Consider the following 22,299-nt stretch of genomic DNA (forward strand, 5'->3'; position numbering starts at 1 on the left):
GAACTTCGAGGGGCTCCTGGATACGCGCGAAAGAAACGCGACGGGGACCAGCGGGTACGGCGGAGGCGTTGCGCGAGGCTGCCAACAGATGTCCTTCCGAGGGCTCGCGGCGGACTGACTACACGCACGCCAGACAACCTCGCAACGTGAGCAAGCATCACGGGTCGTCAAAGGGCAGCGCAAAGGGGCAGTGTAGCCGAACGGCACACGCCTGTCCACTTCACTCTCGCTGCATGCTCCACGTTGGTCGCAGCATCGCCCGTTCAGGCGGAAACGTCAAGCCCGCAAGCCCGACTTTTAGCCGACTAGGGGCCCGGACGCTGGGTTTTCTCCCCTGTGTGATCGGACGCCTACCGCCAGGCCCAAGACGATACCCGCGATCGTGGGCGGTTAACGCTCCGTCACCCCGGGGGTCGAACCCATGCCGACGACCGGTGTAGCTGTGACTGGAGTACCCCTATCAAGGGCTGCACCAAACCCGATTTTTGGTAACAATTGAAGGAAGCGGCGCGCCCGGCGGCTCAGGCCGTTCCCAGCAGCGTGGACAGCCCCGCCACCAGCCAGCGCCCGTCTTGCCGGACCATGACGAACCGGGCGCGGTTCTGGGTGACCTGTTGCTGGGGCCTGTCCTGGTTCGGCACTACTTTTACCGTAACCATGTTCACGAACAACAGGACCTCGACCTTGTCGGGCGTGGCGCGCTCGACGCCGGCGTCCACCACGGCCGCCGTACGGACGGTCTTCTCGGCCTTGGCCTTGGACACCAGCGACGTCGTGAGCTCCTTGTAGTGCCTGGTCAGCTCACCCGTCGTGTACGCCCCCGCCCTGGCCAGGTCGGCCTCGACCGAGCGGTAGTCGTAGGAGAACATGTCGGGGGCGACCTGCCTGGCCGTCGCCATGGCCTCGGCCGCGGCGCCGTCGGCCCCCTTGAGCTCGCGCAGGTCGAACCACATCGTGGGCACCAGCACGCCCGCGACGACCACGAGGACGCCGAGCAGGACGACCGTGACGGTTCTCACACCACCTGCACCACCTTCGACACCAGCCAGACGCCGCCGACCTTGGTCACGTCCATCGTCCAGCGGTAGAAGCGCTCCTGGGGCGGGCTCTTGGAGCCGTCCCAGCGGATCTCGGCGTCGGCCACCACCAGCACCTTCGCCGTGCCGCCGGACATCGACACCAGGCCGGTGGCGCGCAGCACGCCGTGCTGGACGACCTTGTTGGCGACCGTGGTGCTCTTGAGCTTGCCCGCGATGGCCTCGTAACCGGTCCTGGCCCCGGCCGTACAGGTGTCGAGGATGCGGCGCACGTCGGCGTCGACGGTCTTGTAGTCGAGCGAGACCAGGTTCTTGGCGTGGGTGCCGGCCGCGAGCAGCGCGGCCTGCCTGTCGTCGGCCGCGGCCTGCGCGTCACGGGCCTGGAACGAGATCCACACACCCGTGGCGACGAGCACCGCCAGCGCCACGCTGAGCGCGGCGACGAGGATGCGGGCCGGCCGCGCGGGAAGTCCCCCCACCTGTGCTCACCCCTTCCGGCCGGTCGCCGGATCATAACCCGCCAGCCACTCCCCGAGCCCCGGAATCGACGGAGGCGGTTGGGGAGCCGGTGCGTTGCGCGCGCCGCGCACCCCGGTCGCGCTGCCGCGCGGTTCCTTGCAGAACGCCCCGGGATCGACCGGCCGCGGGCTGACGTCGTGGGGGTCGCGCCTGCGTACGCGCTCGTAGCCGCGGGTGCACGGCCTCGGCACGTTGAGGTCGAGGTCGAGGCCGAAGTGCACGCCGTCGCGGTCCACCACCGAGAACGCGCCCGCCACGGCGGCCGGGTAGCCGATCAGGAGCTGGCGCAGGGCGGTGACCCTGGAGCCGGCCGTCCGGCCGCCGATCACGAGGTGGGTCAGCAGTGGACGCAGGTCGGGCGCGACGCCGTTCAGCAGGCGTTCGACGGACCCAGCCGCGCGTGGCGTACGGCCGATGACGTGCGCGAGGTCGCCGCGCCCCCTCTTGAGCGAATCGGTCAGGCTCGCCAAATCTCCCGCGAATGCCCTCAGATGGCCCCCAGAGGCCCGCTGAGCGTCGAGCACGGTCTCCCCGTCGCGCAACACCGCGACGGTCTCGGGAAGCACGCTCTCGGCCTGTCCGAGCAGCCGCTCGCCCGCGTCGGCCAGCCGCCGCAGGTACGGGCCGTTGCCCCCGAGCCCCTTCCCCAGCTCGGTCACCACCGTCTCCAGGTCACGCGGGTCGACCGAGGACAGCAGCCGGTCGGTGTCACCGAGGAACTGGGTCGTCGCGACCGGCAGCCGGGTCTGCCCGCGCCCGATCACGTCCCCCTCCCGCAGGTACGGCCGCGCGCCCCCGGCGGGCCGCAGGTCGAGGTACTGCTCCCCCACCCCCGACCGGTTGGCCACCACGGCCAGCAGCCCGCGGGCCTGGACCGGGGTGCCCGCCCCGAGCCTGAGCACCGCCCGCGCGCCGTCGCCCGCCACGGCCAGCGACTCCACCCGCCCGATCGGCACCCCCCGGTAGGTCACCTCGGAGCCGTCGAACAGCCCGCCCGCGTCGGCCAGCTCGACCGTGACCCGGTAGGCGGGGTCGAACAGGTCGGCGCCCACACGCGCGTACCTGACCAGCGTGTACGCCACCGCCACCACCCCGATCAGCACGAACGCCAGCAGCCGGGCGGTCATCGCGCACCGCCCAGCAGGTTGCGCAGCGCGGTGGAGGGCGAGGCGTCGACGGTCAGGTCGGTGTTGCCGTAGTCGCCGCGCAGCATGGTCGAGGCCGACCCGGGGAACGGGAACGTGATCGCCGTCGCCAGGCCGTCCGCGACGCTGTCGCGTGCCCGGTCGAGGTTGAGCAGGAGCTCGCGCAGGTGGCGGAGGTTGGCGAGGGTGTCGGCGTGGGAGCGTTCGACGACCCGGGTGGCGGTGCGGCCGAGGCGGTCGAGGGCGGCGAGCATGGCGGTCAGGTCCGTGCGCTGGCCCTTGAGCAGGGTGACGGCCGGGCCGATCTCGGTGGCGGTGGTCCTGATCGTGGCACGCTGGGCGGCGAGGGTGGCGGTGAGGTCGTCCAGTTCGTCGATCAGCCGGACGATCTGCCTCTTCGAGCCGTCGAGCCCGGCGGCGAACGCGCCGAGCCTGCGCAGCAGGTCCTTCAGCCGGGCCGAGCGGCCGTCCAGCACGTCGCCGAGTTCGTGGTTGAGCGTGGCGACCTGGTCGAGGCCGCCGCCGTCCACCAGCAGCGAGGCGGCCGACAACACCTCCTCGACCTCGGCGGTCGTGCTGGTACGGGCCACCGGGATCGGCCCGCTCAACCGCCCGCGCCCGGCGGGCACCAGCCTGACGAACTTCTCCCCCAGCAGGCTCGTCTGCGAGATCGCCGCCGTCGTACGGTCGGGCAGGGCGACGTCGCCGCGCACCTGGCAGACCACGTCGGCCCGCCAGTCGCGGCCCAGCTCCACGCCGGTGACCTCGCCCACGGTGACGTCGTCGACCTTGCACGCCGAGCGCGGCACGAGGTCGAGCGCGTCGGCGAACTGGATGGTCACCGGGTAGGGCCGATCGCCCAGGTCGGCGCCGCCGGGCAGCGGCAGCGAGGCCACCCCCTCGAAGCCGCAGCCGGCCGCGGTCAGCAGCACGAGCACCAGGACGAGCGGACGTCTCATCGGGCGGGTCCTTCGGGCAGGGGGTCCGGCGGCCGGATCGAGACGGGCAGCGGAACCAGGTTCTGGATGATCGTGTCGAACCAGCGGCCGTTGCCGGTCACGTCGGCGAGCTGCCGGGCGAACGGCCCGAGCAGGGCCAGCGACCGGTCGAGGCTCTCCTCCTGCCGCCGCAGCACGGCCACGAAGGAGCGCAGCCGTTCGAGGGTGGGCCTCAGCGTGGTCCGGTTGTCGGCGACCAGGCCGTCGATCTCCCCGGCCAGCACGACCGTGTTGACCAGCAGGCCGTGGACGACCGCGCGGCGGGCGGAGACCTCGCGCAGCAGCAGGTCGCCGTCGGTGATCAGGCCGTGCAGGTCGGCGTTCCTGCGGGCGAGCAGGCCGGTGACGGTACGGGCGTGGCCGACCAGGTCGTGGAGGCGGTCGTCGCGGGCGGCGACGGTACGCGAGAGCCTGCCGAGGCCGCGCAGGGACGCCTTGATCTCCGCCGAGGAGCCCTCCATCGTCTGCGACAACACGGTCATGGCCTGGGCCAGGGCCCGCTCGTCGACGCTGCCCGCGGCCTTGCCCAGGTCGGCGACGGCGGGGGCGACCTCGTAGGGGACGCTCGTGCGCGACAGCGGGATCTGGCCCTGGAGCCGGCCTGGGCCGTCGGGGACGAGCATCACGACGTGGGCGCCGAGCAGGGTCTTGATCCGGATGTCCGCCCTGGTCAGCGAGCCGAGCCGGACGTCGTCGGCCACCCGCAGGCCGACCCGTACGTGATCGCCTTCGAGGTCGACGCCGACGACCTCCCCGACCTTGACCCCGGCGATCATCACGTCGTCGTGCTCGCGCAGGCCCGCCGAGTCGGCGAACGCGGCCGAGTACGTGCCCCCGCGTGGCAGGCTCGCGACGCCCAGGGCCGCCACGACCAGCGCCAGGGCCACGATGACGCCGCCGATGCCCAGCGGCACGGGGTCGCGTCTCCTGAAGGGGGTCAGTGGCATCGCGGGCTCCCGTTGACGATCTTCGGGGTGCGTACGCCGCCGCTCCTGACCGTGAGGGAGCAGAGGTAGAAGTTGAACCAGGACCCGTAGGAGGTGACCCGGACGAGCTGCCCGAGGCGGCCGGGGGCGCGCTTGAGGGTGTCCTCGACCAGGGCGCTCCTGGCGTCGAGCGCCTTGAGCAGGCCGCCGGCGTGCCGGACGCTCGCGCGCAGGTCGGGTCTGGCCTGGCCGAGGAGGTCGCCGGTGACGGCGGTGAGGCGGTCGAGCGTGGCCAGGGAGTCGCCGATGGCCTCGCGGTCGCCGGCCAGGCCGCCGATCAGGGCGCGCAGGTCGATCAGCAGGCGGTCGTAGTCGTGCTCGCGGCCGGCGATCTCGCCGAGCACCGCGCCGAGGTTCGTGATCACCCGGCCGATCACGGCGTCGCGGTCGGCGAGCGTGCCGGTGAGCGAGGCGATGTGGCCGAGCAGGGCCTCGACCGTGCCGCCCTCGCCCTGGAGCACCTGGACGATCTGCCAGCTCAGCCTGTTGACGTCTTGGGGGCGGATGGCGTTGAGCAGCGGCCTGAAGCCGTTGAACAGGGCCGTGACGTCGAGCGCCGGGCGGGTGGCGGTGATGCGGGCGCCGGGTGGGAGCAGGCCGGGGCCGCCCGGGCCGGTGGAGAGGGTCAGGTAGCGGTCACCCATGAGGTTGCGCCAGCGGATCGCGGCCACGACCGCGCGGGGCAGGGCGGTGGTCCGCCGTACGGAGAAGGCGACCTCCGCCTGCGTGCCCGCCAGCGTCACGGTCTCGACGCGGCCCACCTGCACCCCGGCGATGCGGACCTCGTCGCCCTCGCGCAGCCCCGAGGCGTCGGCGAACAGGGCGTGGTAGACGACGGCGGCGGTGAACCGGGCGCCCGAGATCGTGATCGCGAGGGTGGCCACGCACAGGGTGGTGACGAGGGCGAAGGCGGCCAGCTTGAGCGCCGGCCCGAGCGTGGTCATCGCAGCATCAGCCTCGCCAGGTCCGTGGTGCCGTCGTCGAAGCGCACCCCCGGGAAGGGCACGGGCGGGTGGTCGGGCAGGCCGTAGCAGGCCGGGCCTCTGCGGTCGGCGTACCGCGGGGTGTCCTTGCCCGGTTCGTACGGACGCGCCGGTCGGACGATCTCCAGCACCGCCTTCGCGCTCCCGTGGCCGAAGGTGTCGTCGAGGATCGGACGCAGGCGTACGAGCCCGCGCAGGACGCACGGGATGACCGGCGCGTGGTACGCGGTGACGTCGAGGACGGGCCGGATGACGTGCTGGAGGCCGACGAGGCCGGGCTCGTTCGCGGTGAGCAGGCGGTCGGCGGCGGTGGCGGCCCCGGTGACGGCGTCGGCGGCCGGGGCCGGGGGGACGGCGGTGAGGGTGCGGCTGATCGCGGCGGTGTTCGCGAGGGTGCGCAAGAGGTCGGGGGCGGCCTGGCCATACTGGTCGGCGACGTCGGCAAGCTTGGCGATGTCCCGCTTTATCGTCGGAAGGTAGGGCTGGAGGCGTTTGAGGTAGGCGTCGGTTCTGTCCAGAGTTCTGCCGAGGCGGGCCCCACGGCCGTCCAGGGCGGTGGCCAGGGCGTTCAGGGCGGCGTTCAGGCGTTCGGGATGGACGGCGCGCAGGTGGGTCAGCAGGCGGTCGAGGATCTGGGTGATCTCGACGGCCGTGGCCGACGACCTGAGCACGTCGCCGTCGCGCAGCGGGCCGCGTGGCGACCTGGGCGGGATCAGGGCGACGTACTTCTCGCCGAACAACGTCTTGGCCCGCAGCTCGACGGTGGAGGCGCGGTCCACGTCCTGGTCGAGGGCCAGGGTGACGCGGGCGCCGCGCTCGGCGGGCGCCAGGTCGGCCACCTCGCCGACCACGACGCCGTTGACCTTGACGTCGGCCCGGCGGTCGAGCTGGAGCCCGGCGGCCGGCAGCAGCAGCGTGACGTGCCGGGCGGTGGAGAACGCCTTCGTGTAGACGGCCAGCGTCAGGGCCGTGAACGCGGTGATGATCGCCAGCAGCGCGACGCCGTGTCTCATCCGGCCAGCCTCACCGTCGTCGTGGTGCCCCAGATGGCCAGGCCGAGCAGCACGTTCGCGAGGTTGACCGTGACCAGCACCGCGCGTACGGCCCGCCCGACCGCCACCCCGACCCCGGCAGGCCCGCCGGTGGCGTGGAAGCCGTAGTAGCAGTGGATGAGGATCACCAGGACGGCGAAGACCATCGCCTTGCCGAACGACCACAACACGTCGTAGGGCGACAGGAACAGGTCGAAGTAGTGGTCGTAGGTGCCCGTGGACTGGTCGTGGAGCACGGTGACGATCAGGCGGGTGGCGACGTAGGAGGCGAGCAGGCCGAGCACGTAGAGGGGCATGACGGCGGCGAAGCCGGCGATCAGCCGCGTGCCGACCAGGAACGGCACCGACGGGACCGCCATGACCTCCAGCGCGTCGACCTCCTCGCTGATCCGCATCGCGCCGAGCTGCGCGGTGAACCCGGCGCCGACGGTGGCCGACAGGCCGATCGCGGCCACCAGCGGCGCGATCTCGCGGGTGTTGACATAGCTGGACAGGAAGCCGGTGAAGGCCGAGCCGCCGATCTGGTCGAGCCCGGTGTAGCCCTGCAGGCCGACCTCGGTGCCGGTGAAGAAGGTCATGAAGGCGACGATCGTCATCGTGCCGCCGATCACCGCCAGGCCGCCGCTGCCCAGCCCGACCTCGGCCAGCAGCCTGAACACCTCCCGGCGGTAGCGCGCGGCGGCCGGTACGGCCCTGATCGCACGGGCGTAGAACTCGCCCTGCCGGTTGAGCGTCCTCATGACAACACCAGCTCGTTGTAGACCGCACTGATCAGGAAGTTCTCGGCGAACAGCACCATGGCCGCGAACACCACGGTCTGGTTGACCGCCTCCCCCACGCCCTTGGGCCCGCCCGCCGCGCTCAGCCCCTTGTACGCGGCGATCAACCCCGTCGTCGCCCCGAACACCAGCGCCTTGCCCTCCGACACCCACAAATCGGAGACCTCGGCCAGGGCGTTGAACGACTGCAGGTACGCCCCGGGCGACCCGCCCTGGGCGACCACGTTGAACAGGTAGCCGGCGATCAGGCCGACCGTGGTGACCAGGCCGTTGAGCAGCGGCGCGACCAGCGCGCACGCGGCGACCCTGGGCACGACGAGCCGGTGGAGGGGGTCGATCGCGAGCACCTCCATGGCGTCGATCTCGTCCCTGATCCGGCGGGCGCCGAGGTCGGCGCAGATCGCGCTGCCCGCCGCGCCCGCGATCATCAGGGCCGTCACCACCGGGCCCGCCTCGCGCACGATGCCGAGCACGGCGGTGGCCCCGGTGAAGGACTGGGCGCCGAACTGGCGGATGAGGTTGCCGGTCTGCATGGCGAGCACGGCGCCGAAAGGGATGGCGACCAGAGCGGTCGGCAGCGCGCTGACGCTGACGATGAACCACGCCTGCCGGACCAGCTCCCGCACCTGGAAGGGCCGCCGCCCGGCCGCTCTCGCGGTGTCGAGCGACATGGCGACGAACCGCCCGATCTCCGCGATCACCATGAGAGTGCACTCAACTGCGGAGAGCGACGGTCGATGACCGCAAAGAAGGACTTCCCGGTGGGATTCATGATCTATTTGGCGCCGTTCAGGTGGGCGTCGATCAGCCGGGGATACTCCTCCAGCCAGTCGCGGCCGAGTTCGTCCACGAACGAGCCCTGCGGCGGGATCACCCCGTTGGCGGCCAGCCACCGGCCGGGCGGCTGCTGGGACCGGCGGATCGTGTTGCCGCTCGGCATGAGCTGCGGCGGGATCGGCGGCAGCCCGCCGGGGTCGTGGCCCATCTGCGCCTCGGCCTCCAGCTCGGAGACGTCCTTCTCCTCCGACATGCCGATCGGGCCGTGGCGCCGGGCGTTGAGGAACTGCCGCACCACCGGCTCGTCGCTGGACAACAACATCTCGCGCGGCCCGAACATGACCAGCTCGCGGCGGAACAGCAGCCCGATGTTGTCCGGGACCGTGCGGGCGGTGTTGATGTCGTGGGTGACGATCAGGAACGTGGCCTCGATGTCGGCGTTGATGTCGACGATCGTCTGGTTGAGGAAGGCGGTGCGGACCGGGTCGAGGCCGGAGTCGGGCTCGTCGAACAGGATGATCTCGGGATCGAGCACCAGCGCCCTGGCCAGCCCGGCGCGCTTGCGCATGCCGCCGGAGATCTCTCCGGGCAGCTTGCCCTCGGCGCCGACCAGGCCGACCAGGTCGATCTTCGCCATCACGATCCGGCGGATCTCGGCCTCGGTCTTCTTGGTGTGCTCGCGCAGCGGGAAGGCGATGTTGTCGTAGAGGTTGAGCGAGCCGAACAGGGCGCCGTCCTGGAACAGCACGCCGAACAGCCGCCGCAGTTCGTAGAGCTTGCGCTCGCCGCAGTGGGCCAGGTCGTGGCCGTCGATCCAGATGTGGCCGCGGTCGGGCCGCAGCAGGCCGACCAGCGTCTTGAGGAAGACCGACTTGCCGGTGCCCGAGGGGCCGAGCAGCACCGAGATCTCGCCCGCGGGCAGCGTGAGCGAGACATCCTCCCAGACGACCTGCCGACCGAACGACTTGGTCAACCCGTCGACCACGACCTCGACGCCCACTGGCCACCTTCCCGATCACATTCCCGATCACAGGGAGTACTCAGGGGATAACGTGCCGCACACTTTACTTCCAGAACGCCCTCACGGTAGCGGCGATCCGGGGAATTGGAACCCGTTCCAATAACTTGTTACCCGCCGGTTATGAGACTTCGGGTCCAGTAAGGGCGCGCAGGCTCGGGCGCAGCACCCGGGCGATCTCCTCCGGCGGCACGTCGCGCAGCTCGGGCAGGTCGAGCAGCTGGTGGCCGACCGTCACGCCGAGCATGATCGCGGTCATCAGGGCCGCGCGCAGGCGGGCGTCGTCGCCGGGGATCGACGCGGCGAGCCCGTCGATCTGGCGGCCCAGCGCCTCGCGGGCCGACGCGCCCGCCTCGGGGTGGGTGAGCATCGAACGCATCATCGCCAGCGAGCCCTGGGGCAGCTCGCCCATCTTCACGTTGAGCGTGTCGAGCAGGTGCTCGACCAGCTCCTCGGCGCTCACGACGGCGTCGAGGGCGGGGACCGCGCGTACGGCGTGCCGGAAGAGCTCCTGCTTGCTGCCGAAGTACTGCATGACGAGGGCGGGATCGACCTCGGCGGCCCTGGCGACGGCCCTGATGGTCGCGCGCTCGTAGCCCACTTCCGCGAACAGGGCCCTGGCCGCGTCGAGGATCCTCCCCTCGGTCCTGCGCCGCCGCTCGGCACGGGGAAGCACTCGCTCGCTCACGCACCGACTCTACCCGTGTTGACCGTTCGTCCCAGTTCGCTCTACGCTCGTTGAGTCAACAACCGTTGAGTGAATGCGAGGCCGTCATCATGACCGTCGAGGAGATCGTGGGCGCCTTCCAGGGCGCGATGTTGCACAAGTCGGCCGACGAACTGGCCGACCTGTACGCCGAGGACGGGCTGCACGAGTTCCCGTTCGGCGGGCTGCCGCCGTACGAGGGGCGGGAGGCGGTCCGCGCGGGGTACCGGGCGGCCTGGGGTGCCTCCCCCGCCGTGCCGCGGGAGGTGGAACGGGTCGCGCTGCACCGTACGGACGATCCCGAGGTCGTGGTCGTGGAGCAGAACGCGCACGTCCAGGTGGGCGATCGGCCGATCACCGTCCCCGGCCTGCTGATGTTGCGGATCAGGGACGGCAGGATCGTCCACTGCAAGGACTTCATGGACTCCAGCGCCATCGCCAAGGTCCGGGAAGCCGCACTCAGCTCCGGGCTCGGCTCCGGGCTCAGCTCCGGGTGAGGTCGAAGACGGTGACGCCGCCGACCGTCGTAGCGGTGAAGGTCTCCCGCACCCAGGCCGCGATCCGGGCGGCCTCGCCGCTGCCGCCGCCCCGGCCGCCGAAGCCGTCCATGCCGGTGCCGATGAAGTAGTGGATGCTCTTCCCGGCCACGTACTGCTTGAACTGCTCCAGCGTGGGCGCGGGGTCCGTGCCGTTGAAGCCGCCGACGGCCATCACCGGCAGGCCGGTGGCGAGCTGGTAGCCGGCCGCGTTGTTCGAGCCGACGGTCGCCGCGGCCCACGTGGAGGAGCCGTTCCTGAGCAGGGTGGTCAACTCGGCGGGCGGCGTTCGCGCATCGAGCAGGCCGCCCGCCCCGCCGCGACCGCCGGGCGGCCGGAAGGCGGCCCGGCCGCCGTCGCCGCCGGGTCGCCCGGCTCGGCCCGGCCCACCGCCGGGCGGTCCGCCGAAACCGCCGCCAGTGGCGGGACCCGCCGTCGGGATCGCCCCGGTGTGCGGGGTCGCGGCGGTCTCCACCGCGTACGCCGCCGGCCCCGCCAGGCACGCCGCCACGGCGACCACCCCCACGAGGACCCGGCGCGTGAACAACATCCCCAGCACCGCGCCCAGCCCCGCGACCAGGACGACCGTCCCCAGCCACCCGTTCCAGTCCGCGGTACGCGACAACAACACGTACGCCCACACCACCGTCACCGCCACGACCATGGCGAGCAGCCGATGCGCCCCCCGCTCCCAGGCCACGGCCGCCCCCATCCCCACCAGCACGGCGACGGCCGGAGCCAGGGCGACGGTGTAGTAGGCGTGGAAGATCCCCTGCATCAGGCTGAACACCAGCCCGGTCACGACCAGCCAGCTCCCCCACACCCACACCGCGGCCCGCACCGGATCGGTCCGCGGCGCCCGCCGGGTGAGCCAGGTGACGGCGACGAGCAGCGCCAGCGCCGCGGGCAGCAGCCAGGAGATCTGCCCGCCCGCCTCGGTGTCGAACAGGCGCAACCATCCGGCCTGCTGGTTCAGGTTCCCGAGACCGCCGTAGTCGTCCCCGTTCAGCCGCCCGAGGCCGTTGTAGCCGAGCGCCAGCTCCAGCACGCTGTCGGTCTGCGAGCCGCCGATGTAGGGCCGTTCGGACGCGGGCACCAACGCCACCGCCATCAACCACCACCCGGCGGCCACCACCATCGCCGTCCCCGCCAGCGCGAGCTGCCACACCCGACGCCACAAAGCACCCGGCGCGGTCACCAGGTAGACCAGCACGAACCCCGGAACCACCAGGAACGCCTGCATCATCTTGACCAGGAACGCGAACCCGATCACCGCCCCCGCCCCCATGAGCCAGCGCGTCGAACCGCGTTCCCGGGCCCGCGTCACGCAGTACCCGGCGACGGTCAGCGACAACACCAGCAGGGCGTCGGGGTTGTTGAAGCGGAACATCAGCACCGCGACCGGCGTGACCGCCATCGCCGCCCCGGCCAGCAGCGCCGCCCAGACGGGGAACAGCCGGCGGACGGTCGCGTACACCATGGCCACCGCGCCGACGCCCATGAGCGCCTGGGGCACGAGGACGGCCCAGGAGTTCAGGCCGAAGATCCGTACGCTGAGCTCCATGGGCCAGAGCGAGGCGGGGGTCTTGTCGACGGTGATCGCGTTGGCGGCGTCGGACGACCCGAAGAAGAACGCCTTCCAGCTCTGGCTCCCGGCCTGTACGGCCGCCGAATAGAAGGAGTTGGCCCACCCCGACGCCCCGAGCCCCCACACGTAGAGGACTCCGGCGCCGACGAGCAGCGCGGCCAACGCCGCACGGGATTTCGTTTCGCTCACCACACCCGCACGCTAGGCACGCCCTTTGGCCGGGCGATGAGACGCGGATGAGAATCCGGTGAGGCGTCCCCGGACATGCGAAAAGAGGCGGTCACACCCGGCACCAGGGTGTGTCCGCCTCTTTCGAAGAGCTGTGTGTGAAGTGGGAAGTTACTTCACGGTCACGGTGGCGCCGGCGCCCTCGAGGGCAGCCTTGGCCTTCTCCGCCTGCTCCTTGTTGACCTTGCCGTCGAAGACCGGCTTGGGAGCGCCGTCCACCAGGTCCTTGGCCTCCTTGAGGCCCAGGGACGTGAGGGCGCGGATCTCCTTGATGACCTGGATCTTCTTGTCGCCGGCGGCCTCGAGGATGACGTCGAACTCGTCCTGCTCCTCAACGGCGGCGGCCTCGCCACCGCCACCGGCGGCGGGGGCGGCGGCGACCGCGACGGGGGCGGCGGCCTTGACGTCGAAGACCTCTTCGAAGTTCTTCACGAACTCGGACAGCTCGAGGAGGGTCATCTCCTTGAACGCGTCGAGCAGCTCGTCGGTGCTGAGCTTCGCCATGATGCTTTTCCTTACGTTTAGGACTTGCAGAAAACTAGGAACGGGACCGCGGAAGTTGCGGCAACCCCCGTGTTACTCGCCCGCTTCTTCGCGCTTGACACGAAGGGCGTCGGCCAGCTGAGCCATCTGCGTGGGCAGCGCGGCGAAAACCGCGGCGGCAGCGCTCTGCTTCGCCTTGAGAGCACCGGCGAGCTTCGCGAGGAGGACCTCGCGGGACTCGAGGTCGGCGAGCTTGGTGATCTCGGTGGCGTCGAGCGTCTTACCGTCGAGCACACCACCCTTGATCACCAGAAGGGGATTGGCCTTGGCGAAGTCACGCAGACCCTTGGCCGCCTCGACAACGTCGCCGTTGACGAAGGCGATCGCGGTCGGGCCCGTGAGCAGGTCGTCGGGGAACGACAGACCGGCTTCGTTGGCCGCAATCTTGGTCAGGGTGTTCTTCGCCACGGCGAACTTCGCATTCTCACCAAGAGCAACGCGCAGCTGCTTGAGCTGAGCGACGGTGAGACCGCGGTACTCGGTCAGAACGGCGGCGCTGCTGCCTTCGAACTCGCTCTTGAGCTCGGCAACGGCTGTCGCCTTATCCGCCCTCGCCATGGGCCTCCTTCCAGGTGTGCCGCCGGCGAAGGCCCCTGGAAATGAGAACAGCCCCGGGCGCAGGGGCGCACGGGGCTCACATATGGAACTGCACCATATGGGAAACTCGCATCACACCTGCGCGGGCCGTCCACAGAACGTGGATCCTTCGGTCGCCAGGACTGATGCACCTGACGACGACCGGCGGTCTTCGGCAACGACCAGCGTACGTGCTGGCCGCCGAGTTTCCAAATCGGTTCTCAGTTGACGGTCGACTTGGGCAGCTCCCCGACCTGGTCGGCGGGCGGGACCTCGACGTTCACGGGCTCGTTGAAGTTCTTGAAGAGCAGCGTGGCGTCCAGCGTCGCGCCCTCCTTGGAGCCGTTCAGGGTGAGCTTGCGGGGCAGGCTGTCGCCGGCCACCCAGACGTCGAACTTGACGTCCTTGAGCTCGGCCAGGTTCGTACGGGCCTGCTCCTGCTTGTCGGCGGGGAGCTGGGTGACGGCCGCGTCCACGGGGAACGTGCCGCTGTAGTGGGTGGTGTCCTCGCCGTTGACGCTCTCGGTGCCGGCCTGCTTCACGTCCTTCGACGCGGTGACCAGCTTGGTCACGCTGGCCAGGTCGAACTGCTGGATCTGGCCGAGGTACTGGTTGACCTGGCCCTGGTTGCCCACCTCGGCGAGCGGGACCTTGATCCACGGCTTGGTGGCGCCGAGGAGCTCCTTGAGCGCCTCAACCTTCACGTACACGGTGTCGTCCTGGAGGATGGCGCGTACGCCACCCGGCAGGTTACGGCCGCCCATGTCCACGGTGTCGAGGGTCAGGTCCACGGCGAGCTGGGGCTTGCTCTGGTAGAGCATGCGTCCCTGCACCTTGCCGTTGCCCTCTTGGGGGTGCGTCACGTTCGCGACTGCGTCCACTGTGTAGCTGGTGACCTCTGCGGTCTTCTGCGCGGCCTGCGCGAGCACCTCTGAGGCGGCCAGGTTGACCTGGATGGGCTGCGCGTTCGTACCACACCCGGCGACCGCGGCCGCGATGAGAGCAGCTCCGGCCGCGGCGGTGGCGAGACTATTCCTGCGCTTCAGCATGTTATGACCCTACGTTTGGCTTGTCCCATCGTGGCGACTTCCCCGCACAATTAGGGGAAAACCCAGGGTTCTCCCCCACAGGGCGTGCACGTTTTCTCCACAACCCCTGCCCCCTGGCCGAGTGGTCAGACGGGCCGGAAAAGCACGAAGGCCCCGCCTGAGAACAGACGGGACCTTCGAAAACCCGGGAACCGCTACGCGTCGAGCTCGGCGGTCAGGCCACGGGTGAGGTTGGGGTCGACGGGGACGCCGGGGCCCATGGTGGTGGAGAAGGTGACCTTCTTCAGGTAACGGCCCTTGGCCGCCGACGGCTTGAGACGCAGCACCTCGTCAAGGGCGGCGGCGTAGTTCTCGATGAGCTGACGCTCGGGGAACGACGTCTTGCCGATGATGAAGTGCAGGTTGGCCTGCCGGTCGGTGCGGAACTCGATCTTGCCGCCCTTGATCTCGGTCACGGCCTTGGCGACGTCGGGCGTCACGGTGCCGGTCTTGGGGTTGGGCATGAGGCCACGCGGGCCGAGCACGCGGCCCAGGCGGCCGACCTTGCCCATGAGGTCAGGGGTGGCGACCACGGCGTCGAACTCGTTGAGCCGGTTGCCCTTGGCGATCTCGTCGATCAGCTCGTCGGCGCCGACGATGTCGGCGCCCGCCTCGCGGGCTGCCTCGGCACGGTCACCGGTCGCGAAGACCAGGACCCGGGCGGTCTTACCGGTGCCGTGCGGGAGGTTGACCGTGCCGCGCACGATCTGGTCGGCCTTGCGAGGGTCGACGCCCAGCCGCAGCGCCACTTCCACGGTGGCGTCGAACTTGGTGGTCGACGTCTCCTTGGCCAGCTTGGCGGCGTCGGCGGGCGTGTAGAGCTTGTCGCGGTCGACCTTGCCGGCCGCGTCCTTGTGCGCCTTGCTGCGCTTCATGTCTGTCTCCTTGTGGTACGCGGGCCGGGACCCGGCCCTCCCACGGATCTTGGGAAAAGTCTTAGTCGGCGATCGTGATGCCCATCGACCGGGCGGTGCCGGCGATGATCTTCTCTGCAGCCTCGACGTCGTTGGCGTTGAGGTCGGGCATCTTGGTCTCGGCGATGCTGCGCAGCTGCTCGCGCGTCAGCCTGCCGACCTTGTCCTTGTGGGGGACGGCGCTGCCCTTGTCGAGACCCAGGGCCTTCTTGATCAGCTCGGGCGCCGGGGGCGTCTTCGTGATGAAGGTGAAGCTGCGGTCTTCGAAAATGGTGATCTCAACGGGGATGATGTTGCCCCGCTGGGACTCCGTCGCAGCGTTGTACTGCTTGACGAAGTCCATGATGTTGACGCCGTGGGGACCGAGGGCGGTACCGACCGGCGGAGCGGGCGTGGCCTGGCCAGCGGGGAGCTGGACCTTGACGAGCGCCGCGATCTTCTTCTTCGGAGGCATGAGTCCTTCTCCGGGTCCTGATCGTGATGCCGTCCGGACGCGGATGCGCCCGGACATGTCGGAAGGCCACCCTTCGCGAAAGGCGGCCGACCGAACGTCTAAGTGTAGGTGATCGTCTTAGATCTTCGAGACCTGGTTGAACGAGAGCTCGACCGGGGTCTCACGACCGAAGATCGAGACGAGCACCTTGAGCTTCTGCGACTCGGGGCTGATCTCGCTGACCGAGGCGGGCAGGGTGGCGAAGGGACCGTCCATGACCGTGACGGACTCGCCGATCTCGAACTCGACCGTGGGACCGCTGGCCGCCTTGGTGGTGGCCTTCTTGGCCTCCTCGGTCGGCTCGGGTGCCAGCAGCTTGGCGACCTCGTCGAGGCTGAGCGGGCTCGGCTTGTTGGACAGGCCGACGAAACCGGTCACGCCGGGCGTGTTACGCACGGCGGCCCAGGACTCGTCCGTCAGCTCCATGCGCACCAGGACGTAGCCGGGCAGCACGCGCTCCTTGACCGGGACCTTCTTGCCGCTCTTGAACTCCTGGACGGTGTGCGTGGGCACCTCGACCTGGTAGATGTAGTCCTCCATGTTGAGCGACACGTTGCGGCTCTCGATGTTGGACTTCACGCGGTTCTCGTAGCCGGCGTAGGAGTGGATCACATACCACTCGCCAGGGAGCCCGCGCAGCGAGCTCTTGAACTCCTCGACCGGGTCGACGTCGGGCAGGATCTCGGCTTCCGCCTCGGCGGGAGCCTCCTCACCTTCTTCGACCTCGTCGGTCTCGTCGGCCTCCTGGAGAGCCGCCTCGACGCCTTCGTCGCGAGCCTCACCCAGCTCGTCGCCCAATTCGTCGGTGGTCTCTCCCAGCTCGTCGTCGCCCCGCTCGTCGCGGTGCTCCTCAGCCGGAACAGAAGACTCGGACACGTGACCTTTCCTCTTTCCTCGAATCGAATGGCGTCGCCGTCAGCCGACACCACACGGCGTCGAGCTTGGCGGGCTCACTCCCCGCCGAAGACGCGGAGGACGGCCCAGCCGAGAGCGGCGTCGAGCCCATACACGATCGCCACCATGATCAGAACGAATACCAGAACGACCGTGGTGTAGGTGATGAGATCCTTGCGTGTCGGCCAGATGACCTTGCGAAGCTCGTTGACGACCTGCCGATAGAAAAGGGCAGGTGAAGTGCGCGTCTTCTTCTCGCCACTGGGCTTGCCTGCGGTCTCGCCGCGCGTGTCGATCGCCACAGTCCTCACCTGAATCTGTCGTATCCAACGCAGTTCTGCGGCGCGCTTACACGCCATTTGCGCGGACCGCACTCGCAGGGCACGAGGGACTCGAACCCCCAACCGCCGGTTTTGGAGACCGGTGCGCTACCAATTGCGCCAGTGCCCTATGTCGTCAACCACACTACCCTGATTGACTCACTGCCTGGACCGAACCGCTCGCCGACATGCGGCGGAAGGACCAGGCGAAAGCATACGGGGGATTGCCCGGTACGTCGAACCCAAACCTGATCGCCCAGGTCACGCGCGCGTGGGAGCATGGTGAGCATGTCCACGCGACCCCGTATCTCCGCAAGAATCTCCGCGATTTCCGAGTCCGCCACGCTCGCGGTGGACGCCAAGGCGAAGGCGATGAAGGCGGCCGGTCGGCCCGTCATCGGCTTCGGCGCGGGTGAGCCCGACTTCCCGACGCCCGGCTACATCGTCGAGGCCGCGGTCGAGGCGGCGCGCGACCCGCGCAACCACAAGTACACGCCGGCGGGCGGGCTCCCCGAGCTCAAGCAGGCCATCGCCGCCAAGACGCGGCGCGACTCCGGCTACTCGGTAGAGCCGTCCCAGGTGCTCGTCACCAACGGCGGCAAGCAGGCCGTCTACGAGGCGTTCGCGACGCTGCTCGACCCGGGCGACGAGGTGCTGGTCGTCGCCCCCTACTGGACGACGTACCCCGAGGCGATCAAGCTGGCCGGGGGCGTGCAGGTCGACGTCGTGACCGACGAGTCCACGGGCTACCTGGCGAGCGTCGAGCAGCTTGAGGCGGCCCGCACCGAGCGTACGAAGGTGCTGCTGTTCGTCTCGCCGTCCAACCCGACGGGCGCGGTCTACTCGCGTGAGGAGACCGTGGCGATCGGCCGGTGGGCGGCCGAGCACGGCCTGTGGGTCGTCACCGACGAGATCTATGAGCACCTGGTCTACGGCGGCACCGAGTTCACCAGCATCGCCACGGCCGTGCCCGAGCTCGGCGACCGGGTCGTGATCCTCAACGGCGTGGCCAAGACGTACGCGATGACCGGCTGGCGGGTGGGCTGGCTGATCGGGCCGTCCGACGTGGTCAAGGCGGCGACCAACCTGCAGTCGCACGCCACCTCCAACGTGGCCAACGTGTCCCAGATCGCTGCGCTGGCCGCCGTCTCCGGCGACCTGTCGGCCGTGGCCGAGATGCGTACGGCCTTCGACCGGCGCCGCCAGACCATGGTCCGGATGCTCAACGAGATCCCGGGCGTGTTCTGCCCGGAGCCGAAGGGGGCGTTCTACGCGTATCCGTCGGTCAAGGAGCTGGTGGGCAAGGAGCTGCGCGGGCGGCGTCCGGGGTCGTCGGCCGAGCTGGCCGAGCTGATCCTGGAGGAGGCCGAGGTGGCGGTCGTGCCGGGCGAGGCGTTCGGCACGCCGGGCTACTTCCGGCTGTCCTACGCCCTCGGGGACGACGACCTGGTCGAGGGCGTCAGCCGCTTGGCCAAGCTGCTGTCCGAGGCCCACTGAACGGCGGGCGGCCTGCCCTCAGGAGGCGCCCTGTCTGATCGCGGCGGCCGTCTGGCGGAGCTGGGCGGTCAGGCCGGGCGTGGCGGCGAGGTAGACGGCCGTGCCGGGGCTCTCCAGCCACATGAAGTTGCGCAGGCCGCCGCGGGTCGTCCAGCGCAGCGCGGGTTTGCCGCGGTAGGCGGTCAGGGTCGACCTGGCCACCAGCGTGGCGAACTGCTCGGCCGTCCGCACCCCGCACACCACGCCCGCCCGCAGTTGCTCGCCGTCGTCGTCGTGCCAGGTCACGCCCTTCACCGTGAGCCGTCTGGCGAGCGAGCCGAGGCGGCCGAAGGTGCCCGAGCGGGCCAGGGGCGGTGGCGGGGCGGGGATCTTCAGCCTGGACGATCCGCAGGCCAGGGTGACCGGCGCCGCCGTCACTCGTTCGCGCGGCGGGGGCGGGGTGACCGCGGGCGCAGGGGTGTCGTCGCCGCACCCGCCCACGCCCGCGGCCAGCGCGAACGTGAGGAACACCGCTGCCGGGCGCCGCATCGTCCCCCCATGACTCGTGGGATCAACCAGAGAAAAGGCTCTTAGTCTCCTACAGGAGCGCGGGCCGAGGCGGCAATAGCCAGCAGTTCGCCGCCGAGCGAATCGCTCACCCGGACCCACGCGCCCGTTCCCGGGCGTTCCAGCCAGGCGATCACCTTGCCGCCGCGCGGATGCCGGCCGACGACCGCGGGCCTGCCGCGCACGGTGGTCTCGCGGGCGTCCAGCACGGTGATCCGCGCGCGGTAGGCGTCCCAGTCCGCGGCCACCGTACCGTGTTCGACCTCTACCTCGACGTATCGGCCGGAGGTGCCGTACCTGGCCCAGCCGCCCTCGACGCCGGTTTCCGGCGCGACCGCTCCCCCGCCGCTGCGTTCGAGGCCGCGCGGCAGGTAGGTGAGCCAGAAGTCGTCGGAGACGACCGCGAGCAGGGGCTCGGGTGGCGCGGCGGCCGCCGCGGCCGGGCGGCTCGTACCGGGCGTCACCTTCAGGGGCGGCGCCGGCACGTACGACGAACCAGCCGAAGGCGGGTGTGGACGCCCGAAACCCGACTGGAACAGGGTGTAAATGGCGAGAGCGGTCACCGCGAACGCCAGTCCGGCGAGCAGCGCGCGCCAGCCCTGCCGTTCGGCGCGTCCCTCAAGGATCATGGACGGTTGATCCCCCGATCGGCCCGATCTCTACCGTGCCTTCGACGCCTCCGTCCGCCTTCCCCCGACACGCGACCCCGGACCTGCGGCGAGTGGCAAAATATGGAAATGCACCGGCCCCTGCACACGCTTCCCAAGGCCCATCTCCACCTGCACTTCACCGGCTCCATGCGACACTCAACACTGATCGAGCTGGCCAGGGAGCAGGGGCTGCACCTGCCCGACGCGCTGGAGCAGGACTGGCCGCCGCGATTGCGGGCCACCGACGAGCGCGGGTGGTTCAGGTTCCAGCGGCTCTACGACATCGCCAGGTCCGTGCTGAGCCGTCCCGAGCACGTCTACCGGTTGTTGCGCGAGACGGCCGAGGACGAGGCGGCGGCCGGTTCCCGGTGGCTGGAGATCCAGGTGGACCCGTCGGGGTTCGCCTCGCGGTTCGGAGGGCTCACGGCCACGCTGGAGCTGATGCTCGACGCGGCGCGGCAGGCCGCCGAGCACGCCGGGGTGGAGATGCCGGTGATCGTGGCGGCCAACAGGACCCGGCATCCGCTCGACGCGAACACCCTGGCCAGGCTCGCCACCCAGTACGCCGGCAAGGGCGTGGTGGGCTTCGGCCTGTCCAACGACGAACGGCGCGGCGAGGCACGCGACTTCGAGCGGGCCTTCCGCATCGCCAAACGCGGCGGGCTGCTGGCCGTGCCCCACGGCGGTGAGCTGCTCGGGCCGCGCAGCGTGGCGCAGTGCATCGACGACCTGGACGCCGACCGGGTCGGCCACGGCGTACGCGCGGCCGAGGACCCGTGGCTGATGCAGCGGCTGGCCGACCGGCAGATCTGCTGCGAGGTGTGCCCGACGTCCAACGTGGGCCTGGGCGTGGCCGAGCGGGCGGCGGACGTGCCGCTGCGGCGGCTGTTCGACGCCGGGGTGCCGATCGCGCTGGGCGCCGACGACCCGCTGCTGTTCGGCACGCGGCTGCTGCGCCAGTACGAGCTGGCCAGGGAGGTCTACGGCTTCTCCGACGCCGAGATCGCCGAGCTGGCCCGGCAGTCGATCCGCTCCTCCACGGCGTCCGATCCGGCGCGCAAGGAGCTGCTCAAGGGCGTGGACGACTGGCTGACCGGCTCAGCGGAGTGACTCGGCGATCTGGATGGCGCGTTCCTTGGTGCCGGCGCCTTCGAGGCGGTAGGTGATCGTGTCGCGCTGCCAGATGAGGGTGGGGGCCGCCTGGCGCAGGGGGATCGGGCTGCCGTCCGTGCGCTGGATGTAGCCGAGCGGGTGCGCGCCGGGGATCCACCAGCCCTGGGCCTGGTTCACCTGGACGTACTCGGGCCAGGGCGGGCCGAGCTTCTTGAAGAAGAAGGGGTCGACGCCGCCCTGGAACTGGTCGAGCCGGACGCCGCCGGGCCAGAACAGCGACACGACGCGACCCTGGTCGGCGACGGTGGCGTGGTCGGGGGCGCCCAGCTCGGCCGGCGTGCCGACCTTGAACCTCACCAGGGAGGGCAGGTCGCCGGGGGCCACGGTGTGCTCGCCTGGGAGGTTCGCGGTGGTCCGTACCGGGGTGGGGGAACTCTCGCCGAGTTCCAGTTCGATCCCGGCGAAGCGGAGTACGCGGGCGACGGCGACGCGGCCCTGGGGGGTGGCGGCGGTGACGGCGACGACCGCGATCACGACGGCCGCCACGATCTTCCACCTGGCCCGCCGGGCACGCCGCACGTCCTTGCGCCGCCCGGGCGCCGGGAGGCGGATGACGTTCTCGTCCTCCGGGGACGGCGTCTCCAGGCGGGCGCGTACGGCGGCGGCGACGTCGGCCGGGGGCGGTGACGGCAGGTCGAGCAGGCCGCCGAGGGCGGTCAGTTCGGTCTCCAGGTCGTCGAAGGGGTCATGCGAGCTCACCGCCCACCTCCTCCCTCAGCCGGGCCAGCCCCCGGTGGGTGCTGGACTTGACGGTACCGACCGGCCGGCCGAGCACCTCGGCCGTCTCCGCTTCCGACAGTTGCAGGAAGTACCGGCAGACGACCGCCTGGCGTTCCCGTTCGGGCAGGCCGCGTACGGCCTCCAGCAGGCGGGCGCGCCGGTCGGTGGCCACGGCCGCGCCCTCCGGGTCGTCGGGGGGCCTGGTGTCGGGGGCGGCGGTGAGGCGTACGGCCAGGTCGGACCTGCGCCCGCGGGCCCGGGTCAGGTTGTGTGTCTCGTTGGCCACGATCCGCAACAACCACGGACGGAAAGGCGCGCCCCTGCGGAACCCGGACAGATGGCGGAAAGCCTTGACGAACGCCTCCTGCACCACGTCCTCGGCCTCGTCGCCCGCGCCGAGCATGGCGGCGGTGCGGTGGGCGAGCACGCTGTACCTGGCGACCAGGACCTCATAGGCACCCAGATCGCCGTCGAGCGAGCGGGCGATCGCCTCGTCGTCGTCCATGGTGTGACAGATTCCATCGCATCCGGGC

General features: G+C 70.6%; 26 protein-coding genes and 1 tRNA gene. 3 read left to right on the forward strand and 24 right to left on the reverse strand.

What is annotated here, in order from left to right; genetic code table 11:
- Window positions 1-521 precede the first annotated feature (521 nt).
- The 11 genes from IEZ27_RS45165 to IEZ27_RS45215 form a co-directional block, all read right to left on the reverse strand.
- Complete coding sequence (locus tag IEZ27_RS45165) at window positions 522-1,019, reverse strand: hypothetical protein (protein ID WP_229824921.1); 498 nt, start codon at window positions 1,017-1,019, stop codon at window positions 522-524.
- Window positions 1,016-1,516 carry a nuclear transport factor 2 family protein gene (locus IEZ27_RS45170; RefSeq protein ID WP_125642907.1) on the reverse strand — a complete coding sequence of 167 codons (501 nt, stop codon included), beginning with the start codon at window positions 1,514-1,516 and terminating at the stop codon, window positions 1,016-1,018. The genes IEZ27_RS45165 and IEZ27_RS45170 overlap by 4 nt, the downstream gene beginning before the upstream one ends.
- A gap of 6 nt (window positions 1,517-1,522) precedes the next feature.
- On the reverse strand, window positions 1,523-2,683 hold the full coding sequence (locus IEZ27_RS45175) for an MCE family protein (protein ID WP_189652893.1): 1,161 nt from the start codon (window positions 2,681-2,683) through the stop codon (window positions 1,523-1,525).
- Window positions 2,680-3,660 (reverse strand): MCE family protein, encoded by a 981-nt coding sequence (locus tag IEZ27_RS45180; RefSeq protein WP_189652894.1) that lies wholly within the window; start codon window positions 3,658-3,660, stop codon window positions 2,680-2,682. Before IEZ27_RS45180 ends, IEZ27_RS45175 begins: the two co-directional genes overlap by 4 nt.
- A complete protein-coding gene (locus tag IEZ27_RS45185) occupies window positions 3,657-4,646 on the reverse strand; it encodes an MCE family protein (protein WP_229824922.1) in 990 nt (329 codons plus the stop codon). Before IEZ27_RS45185 ends, IEZ27_RS45180 begins: the two co-directional genes overlap by 4 nt.
- Complete coding sequence (locus tag IEZ27_RS45190; protein ID WP_189652895.1) at window positions 4,637-5,629, reverse strand: MCE family protein; 993 nt, start codon at window positions 5,627-5,629, stop codon at window positions 4,637-4,639. Before IEZ27_RS45190 ends, IEZ27_RS45185 begins: the two co-directional genes overlap by 10 nt.
- A complete protein-coding gene (locus IEZ27_RS45195; RefSeq protein WP_189652896.1) occupies window positions 5,626-6,681 on the reverse strand; it encodes an MCE family protein in 1,056 nt (351 codons plus the stop codon). The genes IEZ27_RS45190 and IEZ27_RS45195 overlap by 4 nt, the downstream gene beginning before the upstream one ends.
- Window positions 6,678-7,460, reverse strand: coding sequence for an MlaE family ABC transporter permease (locus tag IEZ27_RS45200; RefSeq protein WP_189652897.1), 783 nt, complete (start codon window positions 7,458-7,460; stop codon window positions 6,678-6,680). The genes IEZ27_RS45195 and IEZ27_RS45200 overlap by 4 nt, the downstream gene beginning before the upstream one ends.
- Window positions 7,457-8,203 (reverse strand): MlaE family ABC transporter permease, encoded by a 747-nt coding sequence (locus tag IEZ27_RS45205; protein ID WP_189652898.1) that lies wholly within the window; start codon window positions 8,201-8,203, stop codon window positions 7,457-7,459. Before IEZ27_RS45205 ends, IEZ27_RS45200 begins: the two co-directional genes overlap by 4 nt.
- Before the next feature lie 71 nt (window positions 8,204-8,274).
- Window positions 8,275-9,276 carry an ABC transporter ATP-binding protein gene (locus tag IEZ27_RS45210; protein ID WP_189652899.1) on the reverse strand — a complete coding sequence of 334 codons (1,002 nt, stop codon included), beginning with the start codon at window positions 9,274-9,276 and terminating at the stop codon, window positions 8,275-8,277.
- A gap of 139 nt (window positions 9,277-9,415) precedes the next feature.
- Window positions 9,416-9,982 (reverse strand): TetR/AcrR family transcriptional regulator, encoded by a 567-nt coding sequence (locus tag IEZ27_RS45215; RefSeq protein WP_189652900.1) that lies wholly within the window; start codon window positions 9,980-9,982, stop codon window positions 9,416-9,418.
- A gap of 89 nt (window positions 9,983-10,071) precedes the next feature.
- On the opposite strand from IEZ27_RS45215, the gene IEZ27_RS45220 reads away from it, so the two are divergent.
- The gene (locus IEZ27_RS45220) at window positions 10,072-10,497 is read left to right on the forward strand and encodes a nuclear transport factor 2 family protein (RefSeq protein ID WP_189652964.1); all 426 of its coding nucleotides are present in this window, start codon (window positions 10,072-10,074) and stop codon (window positions 10,495-10,497) included.
- Here IEZ27_RS45220 and IEZ27_RS45225 read toward each other — a convergent pair.
- The 9 genes from IEZ27_RS45225 to IEZ27_RS45265 all read right to left on the reverse strand — a co-directional run bounded on the left by IEZ27_RS45225 (window position 10,484) and on the right by IEZ27_RS45265 (window position 17,310).
- Entirely contained in the window at window positions 10,484-12,313 is a 1,830-nt protein-coding gene (locus IEZ27_RS45225; RefSeq protein ID WP_229824923.1) for a glycosyltransferase family 39 protein, read from the reverse strand. The two genes, IEZ27_RS45220 and IEZ27_RS45225, sit on opposite strands and share 14 nt — an antisense overlap.
- Window positions 12,314-12,463: 150 nt before the next feature.
- On the reverse strand, window positions 12,464-12,856 hold the full coding sequence (rplL, locus tag IEZ27_RS45230; RefSeq protein ID WP_189652902.1) for a 50S ribosomal protein L7/L12: 393 nt from the start codon (window positions 12,854-12,856) through the stop codon (window positions 12,464-12,466).
- A gap of 72 nt (window positions 12,857-12,928) precedes the next feature.
- The gene (gene rplJ / locus IEZ27_RS45235) at window positions 12,929-13,453 is read right to left on the reverse strand and encodes a 50S ribosomal protein L10 (RefSeq protein WP_189652903.1); all 525 of its coding nucleotides are present in this window, start codon (window positions 13,451-13,453) and stop codon (window positions 12,929-12,931) included.
- 239 nt (window positions 13,454-13,692) lie between these two features.
- Window positions 13,693-14,520: an LppX_LprAFG lipoprotein gene (locus IEZ27_RS45240; protein WP_229824924.1), complete on the reverse strand. Its 828-nt coding sequence runs from the start codon at window positions 14,518-14,520 to the stop codon at window positions 13,693-13,695.
- Between the two features lie 194 nt (window positions 14,521-14,714).
- Entirely contained in the window at window positions 14,715-15,434 is a 720-nt protein-coding gene (rplA, locus tag IEZ27_RS45245) for a 50S ribosomal protein L1 (RefSeq protein WP_189652904.1), read from the reverse strand.
- A gap of 61 nt (window positions 15,435-15,495) precedes the next feature.
- On the reverse strand, window positions 15,496-15,927 hold the full coding sequence (gene rplK, locus IEZ27_RS45250) for a 50S ribosomal protein L11 (RefSeq protein ID WP_125642947.1): 432 nt from the start codon (window positions 15,925-15,927) through the stop codon (window positions 15,496-15,498).
- 117 nt (window positions 15,928-16,044) lie between these two features.
- On the reverse strand, window positions 16,045-16,842 hold the full coding sequence (gene nusG, locus IEZ27_RS45255; protein WP_229824925.1) for a transcription termination/antitermination protein NusG: 798 nt from the start codon (window positions 16,840-16,842) through the stop codon (window positions 16,045-16,047).
- A 74-nt stretch (window positions 16,843-16,916) separates the two neighbouring features.
- On the reverse strand, window positions 16,917-17,162 hold the full coding sequence (gene secE / locus IEZ27_RS45260; RefSeq protein ID WP_125642950.1) for a preprotein translocase subunit SecE: 246 nt from the start codon (window positions 17,160-17,162) through the stop codon (window positions 16,917-16,919).
- A 75-nt stretch (window positions 17,163-17,237) separates the two neighbouring features.
- Window positions 17,238-17,310: transfer RNA gene (locus tag IEZ27_RS45265), tRNA-Trp, on the reverse strand.
- Window positions 17,311-17,468: 158 nt separating this feature from the next.
- Here IEZ27_RS45265 and IEZ27_RS45270 point away from each other — a divergent pair.
- Window positions 17,469-18,677: a pyridoxal phosphate-dependent aminotransferase gene (locus IEZ27_RS45270; RefSeq protein ID WP_125642953.1), complete on the forward strand. Its 1,209-nt coding sequence runs from the start codon at window positions 17,469-17,471 to the stop codon at window positions 18,675-18,677.
- A gap of 18 nt (window positions 18,678-18,695) precedes the next feature.
- Here IEZ27_RS45270 and IEZ27_RS45275 read toward each other — a convergent pair whose 3' ends face one another.
- Together IEZ27_RS45275 and IEZ27_RS45280 are read right to left on the reverse strand one after the other, a co-directional pair.
- Window positions 18,696-19,205, reverse strand: a complete 510-nt coding sequence (locus IEZ27_RS45275) for a hypothetical protein (protein ID WP_189652905.1) — start codon at window positions 19,203-19,205, stop codon at window positions 18,696-18,698.
- Window positions 19,206-19,246: 41 nt separating this feature from the next.
- Entirely contained in the window at window positions 19,247-19,852 is a 606-nt protein-coding gene (locus IEZ27_RS45280) for a hypothetical protein (RefSeq protein ID WP_189652906.1), read from the reverse strand.
- 108 nt (window positions 19,853-19,960) lie between these two features.
- Between IEZ27_RS45280 and IEZ27_RS45285 the strand changes: the two genes are divergently transcribed.
- Window positions 19,961-20,983, forward strand: a complete 1,023-nt coding sequence (locus tag IEZ27_RS45285) for an adenosine deaminase (RefSeq protein ID WP_189652907.1) — start codon at window positions 19,961-19,963, stop codon at window positions 20,981-20,983.
- Here the strand turns inward: IEZ27_RS45285 and IEZ27_RS45290 are convergent.
- Entirely contained in the window at window positions 20,972-21,745 is a 774-nt protein-coding gene (locus tag IEZ27_RS45290; RefSeq protein WP_189652908.1) for a hypothetical protein, read from the reverse strand. The genes IEZ27_RS45285 and IEZ27_RS45290 overlap by 12 nt on opposite strands.
- Entirely contained in the window at window positions 21,732-22,271 is a 540-nt protein-coding gene (locus IEZ27_RS45295; protein ID WP_189652909.1) for an RNA polymerase sigma factor, read from the reverse strand. Before IEZ27_RS45295 ends, IEZ27_RS45290 begins: the two co-directional genes overlap by 14 nt.
- Between the last annotated feature and the right edge of the window lie 28 nt (window positions 22,272-22,299).

It is taken from the genome of Nonomuraea spiralis, assembly GCF_014648435.1.
Lineage (GTDB): Bacteria > Actinomycetota > Actinomycetes > Streptosporangiales > Streptosporangiaceae > Nonomuraea > Nonomuraea spiralis.

Bases quoted from the DNA above. Each gene is read 5' to 3' on its own strand.
- IEZ27_RS45275 (WP_189652905.1), bottom strand. From the start codon at position 19,205: ATGCGGCGCCCGGCAGCGGTGTTCCTCACGTTCGCGCTGGCCGCGGGC.
- IEZ27_RS45205 (WP_189652898.1), bottom strand. From the start codon at position 8,203: ATGGTGATCGCGGAGATCGGGCGGTTCGTCGCCATGTCGCTCGACACC.
- IEZ27_RS45190 (WP_189652895.1), bottom strand. From the start codon at position 5,629: ATGACCACGCTCGGGCCGGCGCTCAAGCTGGCCGCCTTCGCCCTCGTC.
- IEZ27_RS45280 (WP_189652906.1), bottom strand. From the start codon at position 19,852: ATGATCCTTGAGGGACGCGCCGAACGGCAGGGCTGGCGCGCGCTGCTC.
- rplL (WP_189652902.1), bottom strand. From the start codon at position 12,856: ATGGCGAAGCTCAGCACCGACGAGCTGCTCGACGCGTTCAAGGAGATG.
- IEZ27_RS45185 (WP_229824922.1), bottom strand. From the start codon at position 4,646: ATGCCACTGACCCCCTTCAGGAGACGCGACCCCGTGCCGCTGGGCATC.
- IEZ27_RS45175 (WP_189652893.1), bottom strand. From the start codon at position 2,683: ATGACCGCCCGGCTGCTGGCGTTCGTGCTGATCGGGGTGGTGGCGGTG.
- IEZ27_RS45295 (WP_189652909.1), bottom strand. From the start codon at position 22,271: ATGGACGACGACGAGGCGATCGCCCGCTCGCTCGACGGCGATCTGGGT.
- rplA (WP_189652904.1), bottom strand. From the start codon at position 15,434: ATGAAGCGCAGCAAGGCGCACAAGGACGCGGCCGGCAAGGTCGACCGC.
- IEZ27_RS45220 (WP_189652964.1), top strand. From the start codon at position 10,072: ATGACCGTCGAGGAGATCGTGGGCGCCTTCCAGGGCGCGATGTTGCAC.
- IEZ27_RS45240 (WP_229824924.1), bottom strand. From the start codon at position 14,520: ATGCTGAAGCGCAGGAATAGTCTCGCCACCGCCGCGGCCGGAGCTGCT.
- IEZ27_RS45195 (WP_189652896.1), bottom strand. From the start codon at position 6,681: ATGAGACACGGCGTCGCGCTGCTGGCGATCATCACCGCGTTCACGGCC.
- rplK (WP_125642947.1), bottom strand. From the start codon at position 15,927: ATGCCTCCGAAGAAGAAGATCGCGGCGCTCGTCAAGGTCCAGCTCCCC.
- IEZ27_RS45200 (WP_189652897.1), bottom strand. From the start codon at position 7,460: ATGAGGACGCTCAACCGGCAGGGCGAGTTCTACGCCCGTGCGATCAGG.
- IEZ27_RS45180 (WP_189652894.1), bottom strand. From the start codon at position 3,660: ATGAGACGTCCGCTCGTCCTGGTGCTCGTGCTGCTGACCGCGGCCGGC.
- IEZ27_RS45285 (WP_189652907.1), top strand. From the start codon at position 19,961: ATGCACCGGCCCCTGCACACGCTTCCCAAGGCCCATCTCCACCTGCAC.
- IEZ27_RS45270 (WP_125642953.1), top strand. From the start codon at position 17,469: ATGTCCACGCGACCCCGTATCTCCGCAAGAATCTCCGCGATTTCCGAG.
- rplJ (WP_189652903.1), bottom strand. From the start codon at position 13,453: ATGGCGAGGGCGGATAAGGCGACAGCCGTTGCCGAGCTCAAGAGCGAG.